Annotated in this window: 13 protein-coding genes; 11 read left to right on the top strand and 2 right to left on the bottom strand. The window is 35.3% G+C overall.

The window, feature by feature from the left end:
* Nucleotides 1–243: 243 nt before the first annotated feature.
* The 5 genes from AC3WVA_RS25845 (at nucleotide 244) to AC3WVA_RS25825 (ending at nucleotide 3677) form a co-directional block, all read left to right on the top strand.
* Complete coding sequence (locus AC3WVA_RS25845) at nucleotides 244–1239, top strand: GH25 family lysozyme (RefSeq protein WP_098881576.1); 996 nt, start codon at nucleotides 244–246, stop codon at nucleotides 1237–1239.
* A 171-nt stretch (nucleotides 1240–1410) separates the two neighbouring features.
* Complete coding sequence (locus tag AC3WVA_RS25840; protein WP_033690712.1) at nucleotides 1411–1641, top strand: BhlA/UviB family holin-like peptide; 231 nt, start codon at nucleotides 1411–1413, stop codon at nucleotides 1639–1641.
* 370 nt (nucleotides 1642–2011) lie between these two features.
* Complete coding sequence (locus AC3WVA_RS25835; protein ID WP_001102620.1) at nucleotides 2012–2335, top strand: PadR family transcriptional regulator; 324 nt, start codon at nucleotides 2012–2014, stop codon at nucleotides 2333–2335.
* Complete coding sequence (locus AC3WVA_RS25830) at nucleotides 2328–2870, top strand: DUF1700 domain-containing protein (RefSeq protein ID WP_048527514.1); 543 nt, start codon at nucleotides 2328–2330, stop codon at nucleotides 2868–2870. Before AC3WVA_RS25835 ends, AC3WVA_RS25830 begins: the two co-directional genes overlap by 8 nt.
* Nucleotides 2871–3677, top strand: coding sequence for a DUF4097 family beta strand repeat-containing protein (locus AC3WVA_RS25825; protein ID WP_492322270.1), 807 nt, complete (start codon nucleotides 2871–2873; stop codon nucleotides 3675–3677).
* An 87-nt stretch (nucleotides 3678–3764) separates the two neighbouring features.
* On the opposite strand, the gene lexA is transcribed toward AC3WVA_RS25825, so the two are convergent.
* Nucleotides 3765–4385 carry a transcriptional repressor LexA gene (gene lexA / locus AC3WVA_RS25820; protein ID WP_492322269.1) on the bottom strand — a complete coding sequence of 207 codons (621 nt, stop codon included), beginning with the start codon at nucleotides 4383–4385 and terminating at the stop codon, nucleotides 3765–3767.
* Nucleotides 4386–4526: 141 nt separating this feature from the next.
* On the opposite strand from lexA, the gene AC3WVA_RS25815 reads away from it, so the two are divergent.
* Together AC3WVA_RS25815 and AC3WVA_RS25810 are read left to right on the top strand one after the other, a co-directional pair.
* Nucleotides 4527–5183, top strand: coding sequence for a YneB family resolvase-like protein (locus tag AC3WVA_RS25815; RefSeq protein WP_000991471.1), 657 nt, complete (start codon nucleotides 4527–4529; stop codon nucleotides 5181–5183).
* A 45-nt stretch (nucleotides 5184–5228) separates the two neighbouring features.
* Nucleotides 5229–5468, top strand: a complete 240-nt coding sequence (locus AC3WVA_RS25810) for a DUF896 domain-containing protein (protein ID WP_000948565.1) — start codon at nucleotides 5229–5231, stop codon at nucleotides 5466–5468.
* Between the two features lie 39 nt (nucleotides 5469–5507).
* Here AC3WVA_RS25810 and AC3WVA_RS25805 read toward each other — a convergent pair whose 3' ends face one another.
* Complete coding sequence (locus AC3WVA_RS25805; RefSeq protein WP_492322268.1) at nucleotides 5508–7091, bottom strand: bifunctional metallophosphatase/5'-nucleotidase; 1584 nt, start codon at nucleotides 7089–7091, stop codon at nucleotides 5508–5510.
* Between the two features lie 183 nt (nucleotides 7092–7274).
* Here AC3WVA_RS25805 and AC3WVA_RS25800 point away from each other — a divergent pair, with 183 nt between their 5' ends.
* The 4 genes from AC3WVA_RS25800 (at nucleotide 7275) to phnE (AC3WVA_RS25785) (ending at nucleotide 10664) form a co-directional block, all read left to right on the top strand.
* Entirely contained in the window at nucleotides 7275–8213 is a 939-nt protein-coding gene (locus AC3WVA_RS25800; RefSeq protein ID WP_492322267.1) for a phosphate/phosphite/phosphonate ABC transporter substrate-binding protein, read from the top strand.
* Nucleotides 8214–8296: 83 nt separating this feature from the next.
* Nucleotides 8297–9070, top strand: a complete 774-nt coding sequence (phnC, locus tag AC3WVA_RS25795; protein WP_492322266.1) for a phosphonate ABC transporter ATP-binding protein — start codon at nucleotides 8297–8299, stop codon at nucleotides 9068–9070.
* Nucleotides 9067–9861, top strand: coding sequence for a phosphonate ABC transporter, permease protein PhnE (gene phnE, locus AC3WVA_RS25790; RefSeq protein ID WP_492322265.1), 795 nt, complete (start codon nucleotides 9067–9069; stop codon nucleotides 9859–9861). Before phnC ends, phnE (AC3WVA_RS25790) begins: the two co-directional genes overlap by 4 nt.
* Nucleotides 9861–10664: a phosphonate ABC transporter, permease protein PhnE gene (phnE, locus tag AC3WVA_RS25785; RefSeq protein ID WP_492322264.1), complete on the top strand. Its 804-nt coding sequence runs from the start codon at nucleotides 9861–9863 to the stop codon at nucleotides 10662–10664. Before phnE (AC3WVA_RS25790) ends, phnE (AC3WVA_RS25785) begins: the two co-directional genes overlap by 1 nt.
* The last annotated feature ends 52 nt before the right edge of the window (nucleotides 10665–10716 follow it).

The raw sequence follows: 10716 nt of genomic DNA, 5'->3' as shown, positions 1-10716 counted from the left end.
TCAAAATTCCCAGAAGGATATGAAGTAAGCTATTGTGATGGAATTGATGGCGCATACAAAGGCAGTATTAACTCAAAGGAACCTCTCACAGTATTCTTCCGTAAAGAAGGCTGGATTGATATTGGTGGGAATCGTTGGACACCAGAGAAACACTTTGACATTGTAGATATTCGATAAAAACAACTCTGTTAGGAGTTGTTTTTTTATTCTTAAATTTTTATAGGGGAAAGAAGGAAAATGGAAATGAAGAAAATTGCAGATTTATCTCATCACAACAATTCAATAAATTGGGCTGCAGCTAGTAAGGAGCTAGACCTTGCTATTATACGTGTACAATATGGGTCAAGGACAATTGATAAACGTTATAAAGAGTATGTGCAAGGTTGTAAAGACTATGGTGTTCCATTTGGACACTATGCTTATGGATGTTATGTAAGTGTTCAGGATGCTATTGTAGAAGCAAATGATTTTATGGCGCGCGCTGATAAAGAGGCAAAATTTTTAGTATTAGATGTAGAAGATGATACTTTAGCAAGTTGTGGAGCGGCTAACTTAGCAAAAGCTTCTCAGGCATTTATTGATACGTGCCGTGCAGCAGGCTGGAAAGTGGGACTATATGTATCACACCACATGTATACAAGCTATGGACTAAATACTGTGAATGCGGATTTCCTTTGGATTCCACGTTATGGAAATAAACCAGCATATAGTTGTGATTTATGGCAGTATACAGAAACTGGTAATCTTGCAGGCGTAACTGGTAATGTAGATTTAAATTATTTAAACGGTGAAAAATCTCTTGAATGGTTTACAGGTAAGGGTGGCGCTGTTGGTACACCACAACCAGAGGGGATTGGAATGGCAAGATCAATATACTGGGAAGGCTATGGCATTAACTATCATGATAGACCACACGGTAAATATCTGGGGGACTTCACAACAGCAGCAGAAGTATTATATTGGGATGCGTACTGGGGAGAAGATAATGATGTTTGGTTAGATTTAGGTAGAAGTCGTTGGGTAAAGGCAGAGCATTATTATTGGAGACCCTTCAAAGCAATATCAAAATTCCCAGAAGGATATGAAGTAAGCTATTGTGATGGAATTGATGGCGCATACAAAGGCAGTATTAACTCAAAAAAACCTCTCACAGTATTCTTCCGTAAAGAAGGCTGGATTGATATTGGTGGGAATAGTTGGGCACCAGAGAAACACTTTGACATTGTAGATATTCGATAAAAACTCCAGTAGTAACTGTTTTTGTATTTTATAAAGTTATGACATAAAAGATAGCTTTAGTAAGAATTATAAGACAGAGAGAGCGATAAGGACATATTGGTGTTAAAAGATGATAAAAGATTAGAGTCACTCGAATGAGTAATTATTTAGATTAGAAAAGGAGTGAGAATAATAGAAGAACAGATCTTAAATTCAATGATTCAACAAGGAGCATTCGCAGCTTTATTTGTGTGGATGCTGTTTACTACGCAAAAAAAGAATGAACAGCGTGAAGAACAATATCAAAAAGTTATTGAAAAAAATCAGCAGGTCATTGAAGAACAAGCAAAAGCATTTAGTTCGTTATCGAAGGATTTATCAGATGTTAAACAAAAAATCTTGGGAAACGGGGATGAGAAATAAAATATAATATTAAATTATTTGTCGCGTATGCAGGTTTCCCAGTAAAAATTCGACTACTATAGATAAATGAAAAAAAGCCCTAATACCGCTAAGTATTGGGGCTTTTTTCATTAATCTATAGTGAATACGGTTATGGTTGATTCTTCAAGAGGAAAGAGTGAATGAATTTCAATATTAATGTAAATGAAATGAAACCTGGAATGATGTTTAGTGATAATACGTTCTTATTCAAGAGTTCGTTTATTCATTTTCTAAATCTAAGGAATATATATAGTTGAGTACCTTGCAATAAATAATACCAAGTGGTATATTATGGATAAGTAAGGTACCGTGTATTGAACAGTACTGAAATGAGAAAGGGGGATTGTCCTTGAACGTTCAGTTTAAAAAAGGTGTGTTAGAACTATGTGTACTTGCACTTGTGAAACGTAAGGATTGTTACGGTTATGAACTAGTTCAGCAAATCTCAAATAAATTTTTAATATCGGAAGGGTCAGTGTATCCTTTGTTACGTCGTTTAACGAAAGAAGGGTATTTTCAAACGTATTTAAAAGAATCTACGGAGGGGCCACCTCGTAAATATTATCAACTAACTGAGCAAGGGGAAACGCAACTGAATTTGTTAGTAACAGAGTGGCGTGATTTTGCAAAAGGCGTACAAGAAATTATTGAAGGGGTGGAATGGGATGAGTAAAGAACAGTTTCTTAAAGAATTATCAAGTCATCTTAGAAAGTTACCGGAAGAAGAGAGGAAAGATATTTTATTAGATTATGAAGAGCATTTTCAGTTTGGTAAAGAAGAGGGGAAAACTGAATCGGAAATAATAAAGGGTCTTGGCTCGCCAAAAGTAATTGCGAAAGATTTACTTGCTTTGTATCGCTTTGATGAAATGAAAAAGGACCCATCTACTTCGAATATAACAAGAGCTGTCATGGCAGCGATTGGACTTAGTTTGTTTAATTTCATTATTGTATTAGGTCCGTTAGTCGCAATTATCGCTTTTATATTTTCCTTTTGGGTTGGTGGGATTGCTAGTGTAGTGACACCATTTTTTGTTATTGGAAAAGTATTTATGGGTACATTTATATGGTTAGATGTATTCGTAAGTATAACGTTTGTTGGGATAGGTTTGTTGTTATGTATTGTCGCTTATTATAGTACGATGTGGTTTAAAAGGTTATGTGTACGTTATGTAATATGGAACTTCAAAATGATAAAAGGGGAGTAGATGATGAAAAAAATATTGTTAGCAGCAATCGCTTGTATCATTATTGGAGTAATCGGGATTTCACAAACATATGAAAAAGCAGTACAAACTGCGGAAAAAGGAAACAAGGAAGATGTTATTAAAAACGAAACATTAAAAAATATAGAAGTTAAGTTAGATGCTGGGGATATTGTCGTCCAAAAATCTCCTGATTCTTTTTTTTATGTAAAGCAATCAGGAGATGCACGTAAACAAGAGATTCGTATTGCTGAAGATGGTGACACATTAAAAATTATTGGGGAAAGAGAAAAAGGTGCTTCATTTAATTTTTCGTTTTACGATTTTAGGTTTCAAACGTCTACAGTGACTCTCCTTGTGCCTGAACGCTCTTACGAAGAGATAAAAGTAAATTCATCTGCTGGACAAATAGAAATAAGTGATGTAAACAGTGATCATGTAACTGCTGGGGCACTCGCCGGAGAAGTAGCTTTGAAACATGTTACAGCAAAAAGTGTGGAAGGATCTTCAAAAGCTGGTGAGGTAAACTTTAAAAAGGTAATAGGGAAAGTAACAGCGAAAACGGCTAGTGGAGAAGTGCATATTATGGATCATGATCCTAAATATGATGTAGAGGCAAGTTCGACCGCTGGGGATGTGGATATTACTTTATTAGAAAAACCACAAGATGCAGTTATAACTGGGCAAAGCGCTGCTGGCGAAGTAATGATTTTTAATGAAGAAAATAAAAATATAACGATTGGCAAGGGTAGTAAAAAGATTAGCGGTAAAACAGCTGCGGGCGATGTGACGATTGAAACGCGTTCATAAGAAATAGAATGTATGAAAATCTATCAAAATACAAAAAAAGAAGATAATTACCGTATGTAAATAAGGTAATTATCTTCTTTTATATTCTTAATGTAAATCACGATATACGCCAATTACTTTACCGATAACTGACACCTGTTTTAAAATGATAGGTTCTAATGAAGAGTTTTCCGGTTGTAGACGGAAATGGTCTTTTTCTTTATAGAAACGTTTAACAGTTGCTTCGTTATCTTCTGTTAAAGCGACTACAATTTCACCATTATATGCAGACTGTTGTTGGCGAACGACAACTAAATCTCCATCGAAAATACCAGCCTCAATCATACTATCTCCAGAAATACGTAACATAAACACTTGGTCTGCTCCAGCGACAATGCTAGCTGGAAGTGGGAAGTGATCTTCTACACTTTCAACTGCTGTAATCGGTAATCCAGCAGTAACTTTTCCGACAATTGGAACTTGAATAACAGATTGTGTTTCTGCATCCATTCGATCGTCACTTAAAATTTCAATTGCTCGTGGTTTTGTTGGGTCGCGTCGAATATATCCTTTTTCTTCTAGTCGTGATAAATGTCCGTGCACTGTAGAACTAGAAGCGAGGCCGACTGCTTGACCAATTTCACGTACGGAAGGTGGATATCCTTTTTCTTGTACTTTTAGCTTAATAAAGTCGAGAATGTCTTGCTGGCGTTTCGTTAACTTTTCCATGTTTTCTAACACCTCGTTTTCTTTCATTTTTCTTATTAATAAGTATAACATGCGAAAAAACATTCTACAAACATAAGTTCGAACAAAAGGCGAATTTATGTTACACTGGAGGGAAATAATAGTGAGAAAGAGGGGTTCATAATGAATGCAATTATTTATGCGCGTGTGAGTACAACGAAAGAAGCGCAAGAAACGTCATTATTACGTCAAAAAGACGAATTATTGCATTTAGCTGAGCGCTATCAAATGAATGTTACTAAGGTGATTGAAGAGCAGGCGAGTGGCTATACAATTGAACGTGACGGCATATTAGAAGTGCTTGATACAATTCGAGATGAACAAATTGATGTGTTACTCATACAAGATGAAACGCGCCTTGGTAGAGGGAATGCAAAAATTGCATTAATGCACTGTTTACATAAAGAGGGAATAAAAGTATACACGCATACGCATAATGGAGAATTACAATTGTCGGATTCTGATTCGATGGTATTAGATATTATCGGTATTGTTGAAGAGTACCAAAGGAAGATTCATAACTTGAAAATTAAACGTGGTATGCAACGAGCAGTAGAAAAAGGCTATCGTCCAGAAAATAATTTAAAGAATCGTCATTTAAGTGTAGGGCGAGAGAAGAAAGAAGTACCGATTGAGGAAATTGTACGTTTGCGCAAGAGTGAACTTACTTTCGAGGAAATTGCAGCGACGCTTCGCGGCTTTGGGCATAACGTTTCAAAAGCGACGGTACATCGTAGATATGTAGAGTATACGAAGCAATTGCTTGATAAAGAAGAGTAACTATTGTATGATAATAATCAGTTTTGATTAGAAGGGGGATTCGAGATGCTTAGTCACGAACTCGTTGAACGCATTAACTTCTTAGCGAAAAAAGCAAAAGCTGAAGGTTTAACTGAAGAAGAACAACGTGAGCGTCAATCGCTACGTGAACAATATTTAAAAGGATTTCGTCAAAATATGTTAAACGAACTTAAAGGAATTAAAGTCGTTAACGAACAAGGTACAGACGTTACACCGGCGAAATTAAAAGCTTTAAAAAAGCAAGATAATGCAAAATTAAACTAAAAGATGGGCGAAGCCCATCTTTTTTATTTATTACATTCTTTATTTAATAACTTTCCAGTTGTTATTAACTGTTGCCTCTATCTTTTTGTGTTTCAAAATATAATTAGCGATCAGTTCAGACATATCTGTTGGTATGTCTTTTATTACGGGCTTATTTTGGAACATAAAGAAGTTTCCTCCGCCGCTAGCGCGATAATTATTCATAACGACGTCATATTCTTCATCCATATTAAGGGGGATGCCTTTGCATTGTAAAGATTCTACTCTCTCGCCAATAGGTTTGGAAATGTTTAATACGTACGAAATCCCTTCCCACATATCGTAATTATAGTGTTGCGGCTTTGGTTCTATGAAGGTAGGGTTTACGATAATATCTCCATCTGTATGTAATGTGAAATAAGAAGCAGAGAGTTCAAGGGCATCTTTTATATCTGCTCCAGTTATTCTAATTACTTGTAATGTATTTGGATAAATATAATTAGAAACGATGTCACGCATTGTTACATGATTAGGAAAACCTGGAGATGTATTATGAAATAAGCTTGTACAAGAAATAGAAACATTAGCTATCTCCATCTGTATGTTATTTATAAATTCAATAAAAGGATGGTCTTGCAAACGAGTTTGCATAGCATCTGAAATTTGCATGTCACCGTGGATGGTTCCAATAGGTTGATCGAGCCAATTTTGTGTTTTCTCTTCATAATCGGCAACTAAGGAAAGAATATGTTGGTCCGCCGCAATTTCTTGCACGGGCAATAATTGTGAATAACTCTCTTTTTTCACCCATTTTTGTTCTGTTTTTTCAAATGTTACTGTTATTTTTCCAACGGAGTGTCCATTGCATCCGGTCTGTAAAATTGTTACACCGTTTATTACGGTATCAGCGATTTCTCGGTGTTGGTGGCCTGTTAGCAAAATATCTATTCCTTCAATTTCATGACACATAGCATACCCTTGGTTTTCACCTGTTAAAACTTCAGTCGGTACTCCGGTTTGTAAATCCCGTTCAAATCCCCCATGATACGCTACGACTAATAAATCTGGTTTCTCGTGTTCACGAATGTAAGAAACCCAATTTTGTGTTGTTTCTAATGCATCTTCAAATTGTAAGTCTTTAATGTGATGGGGTTGTTCCCAATTTGGAATATAATGCGTTGTTACCCCTAAAGTAGCAATTTTTATATTTGATTCAATATGTTTTATTACATATGGTTTCCCGAAATAAGGTTTTTTACTGTTTTTATCTAAAATATTTGCTGATAAATACGGGAAGTTTGCAGTAGAAATAGCATTATTTAAGACATCAATTCCGTAATTAAATTCATGATTTCCAATCACTGCAGCATCATAACGTAAATAGTTCGCCAATAAAGACATTGGATTTTTCTTATCTTTTTCATATGTAGCGTAATGATAAGTAAAGGGTGTTCCTTGTATGAAGTCACCGTTATCAATTAATAGGACGTTTCTATTTTGGGAACGTTCTTTTTTTATAAGAGTAGAAATTTTAGCTAAACCAATTTCAGCTTTTGAGTTATCTTGGTAGTGAATTGGATAAACAGTACCGTGTATATCACTTGTTAATAAGATGTTTAAAGTTACAATTTGATTTTGATTCAATATCATTCACCTTTTCTATTATTATCTACTAGTTAAGCATATCAAATATATGAAGAGAATTTTAGTGAGAGTGTATAGAATGTGTAAAGATTCTGTAAATAAGCAATTATTAATAAAAATGTGTGATATATTTCTTCATGTTTAAGAAAGGTAATTTATAACAATAGAAATGGAGGCGTTAATATGTTTAAAAAAGTTTTTGCAATGAGTACGGCAGTTGTACTAGCGGTGGGATTATTAAGTGGTTGTGGAACGAAAGAATCAAGTGCAAGTAAAAATGAAGATACGAAAAAAGGTTATGTACCAAAGACTTTAAATGTTCAATTTGTTCCTTCTCAAAATGCAGATACGTTAGAGGCGAAGGCAAAACCACTTGAGAAGCTATTAAGTGATAAATTAAATATACCGGTAAAAGTTAGTATTTCAACGAATTACAATACAATTGTAGAAGCGATGGCATCTAAGCAAGTAGATGTAGGTTTTTTACCTCCAACAGCGTATGTGCTAGCACATGAGAAAAAGGCTGCAAACGTAATTTTACAAGCGCAACGTTTTGGAGTAGATGATGAAACAGGAGCACCTACAAAGGATTTAGTAGACTTTTATAAATCTGAGTTTGTAGTTAAGAAAGATTCAAACATTAATAGTGTAAAAGATTTAAAAGGTAAAAAAATTGGTTATCAAGATGTAACATCATCAGCGGGATATGTATGGCCTGCGGCTGTATTGTTAAAAGAGGGAATTGATCCGCTAAAGGATGTGAAACCTGTTACATTAAAAGGTCACGATCAGTCGCTTATTGCTCTTTTAAATGGTGATGTAGATGCAGCTGTTGTATTCCAAGATGCTCGTAATATTGTAAAAAAAGATTATCCGAATATATTCGATCAAACAAAAATAGTGAAATTTACAGAGAAGATTCCGAACGATACGATTTCAGTACGTTCTGATTTAGATGCAGAGTGGAGTAAGAAATTACAGGACGCTTTCATTGAAATAGGAAAGAATGAGGAAGGTCACAAAATCATAAAAGAAGTATATTCACATGAAGGATATGTTAAATCTGATGATAGTAAATTTGATATCGTTCGTGAATATGGAAAGAAAGTAAAAACGCAATAATACATATGGAAATGGTAGCTAACTGGAATGATATGTTTTCAGTTAGTTTGCCGTTTTGAATACATAGAAGGTAGGTAAGATGTGTGATATCGTTTCGAAATGTCTCCAAAGTGTATCCGAATGGTACAAAAGGATTAAATAATATAAATTTGAATATTCAAAAAGATGAATTTGTTGTAATGGTAGGGCTGTCAGGGGCTGGAAAGTCTACACTTCTCAGATCGGTAAATCGACTTCATGAGATTACAGAAGGCGAAATTATGATTGAAGGGGAGTCTATTACTGCAGCGAAAGGAAAAGGCTTACGACGCATGCGCCGAGATATTGGTATGATTTTTCAAAGTTTTAACCTTGTAAAGCGATCAACGGTATTGAAAAATGTATTAGCTGGCCGTGTTGGGTATCATTCAACACTGCGTACAACGTTAGGTCTATTTCCAAAAGAAGATTTGGAGCTTGCTTTTCAATCGTTAAAAAGGGTGAATATTTTAGAAAAAGCATATGCGAGAGCTGATGAATTATCAGGAGGACAACAGCAACGGGTATCGATTGCTAGAGCATTAGCGCAAGAAGCAAAAATCATATTGGCAGATGAACCTGTTGCATCGTTAGATCCGCTAACAACAAAGCAAGTATTAGATGATTTGAAAAAAATCAATGAAGATTTTGGAATTACAACAATTGTAAACTTGCATTCTATTGATTTAGCTAGGCAATATGCGACACGCATTATTGGATTACATGCAGGAGAAATTGTTTTTGATGGTTCAGTAGAAGAGGCAACGGATGAAAAATTTGCTGAAATTTATGGAGACGTAACGCAGCAAAGTGAATTGTTAGAGGTGGCAGTTAAATGAGTGACGTAACGATATATTCGAAATCGATACCGAAGCCGCCGAGTAAGTTGAAACATATGTTAACGTTTCTTCTAGTCATTTTACTGTTGTGGGGAAGTAGTGTACAGGTTGACGCATCATTTTCAAAACTAGTAATTGGTTTTCCTAATATGATGGATTTATTAAAAGAGATGGTGCCGCCAGATTGGAGTTATTTTCAAGTTATTACAACAGCGATGTTAGATACAATACGTATGGCGATTATTGGGACAACTTTAGGAGCGATTTTAGCTATTCCACTGGCACTATTTGCGGCAAGTAATGTGTTTACTAGTACATTCTTGTACGGTCCAGCTCGATTGGTTTTAAATTTTATCCGAACGATACCAGATTTATTATTAGCGGCAATTTTCGTAGCTACTTTTGGAATAGGACCACTTCCGGGTATTTTGGCTCTTACTTTTTTCTCAATTGGGCTTGTGGCAAAATTATTGTACGAGTCAATTGAATCAATTGATCCAGGTCCATTAGAAGCGATGACAGCAGTAGGAGCAAATAAAGTACAATGGATTATGTATGGGGTAATTCCGCAAGTGAAAGCACATTTTGTCTCCTATGTTCTTTATACATTTGAGGTGAACGTACGTGCAGCAGCTGTTTTAGGTTTAGTAGGGGCTGGCGGTATTGGATTATATTATGATCGTACACTTGGATTTTTACAATATGAACAAACTGCCTCTATTATTATCTATACTCTTGTTGTTGTATTGTTAATTGATTATGTAAGTACATTGTTGCGGGAGAAATTATAATGAGTAAAACGACGTTAATCGTACCAAAACCGAAGAAACCGAGTATGTATCGCTGGATTATTTTTATAGCACTTACATTTGTATATGTATGGGCTTTTTCAGGAGTACCGTTAGAAGGAATCAAAGATACGGCGGGAGAAATTACAAAAGCAATTATGACAGGTGTATTGAATCCGGATTGGTCGTATGTATCTTTGCCAGATGGTGAAGATTTAGTACATGGTTTAATTGATACGTTGGCAATTGCGATATTAGGTACATTTATTTCTGCCTTTTTATCTGTTCCATTCGCTTTTTGGGCAGCAACGAATATAAGCATTGGGAAATTAACTTCAGGAACTGGAAAATTTGTACTTAGTTTTGTTCGTACATTCCCTGAATTAGTTATGGCTCTTTTATTTATAAAAGCTGTTGGACCAGGCTCTTTTGCCGGAGTTCTAGCTTTAGGGTTACACTCTATTGGGATGTTAGGAAAACTATATTCAGAAGGAATTGAAAATATAGACAAGGGACCGACGGAAGCGTTAATAGCAACAGGCGCGAATCGCTTTCAAATACTTTGGTATGCAGTATTACCGCAAGTATTACCCGATTTTCTATCGTATACGTTATACAGGTTCGAAATTAATGTACGATCCGCTGCTATTTTAGGTGTTATTGGAGCAGGGGGGATTGGTACGCCTCTCATTTTTGCACTGAGTTCACGCAATTGGTCTCGTGTGGGAATTATTTTATTGGGTATCATTTTAATGGTAATTATCATTGATTATATTTCAAGTTCGATACGAAAGAAAATCGTATAAGTTATTTTAGAAGCACCTACAAAAGGTGCTTTTTTTTATATAATTAAGAATA

The sequence above is a fragment of the Bacillus sp. EB106-04-02-XG92 genome, from assembly GCF_058791995.1.
The sequence above is the reverse complement of the archived record's forward strand: the minus strand, read 5'-3'. Positions and strand labels throughout refer to the sequence as shown.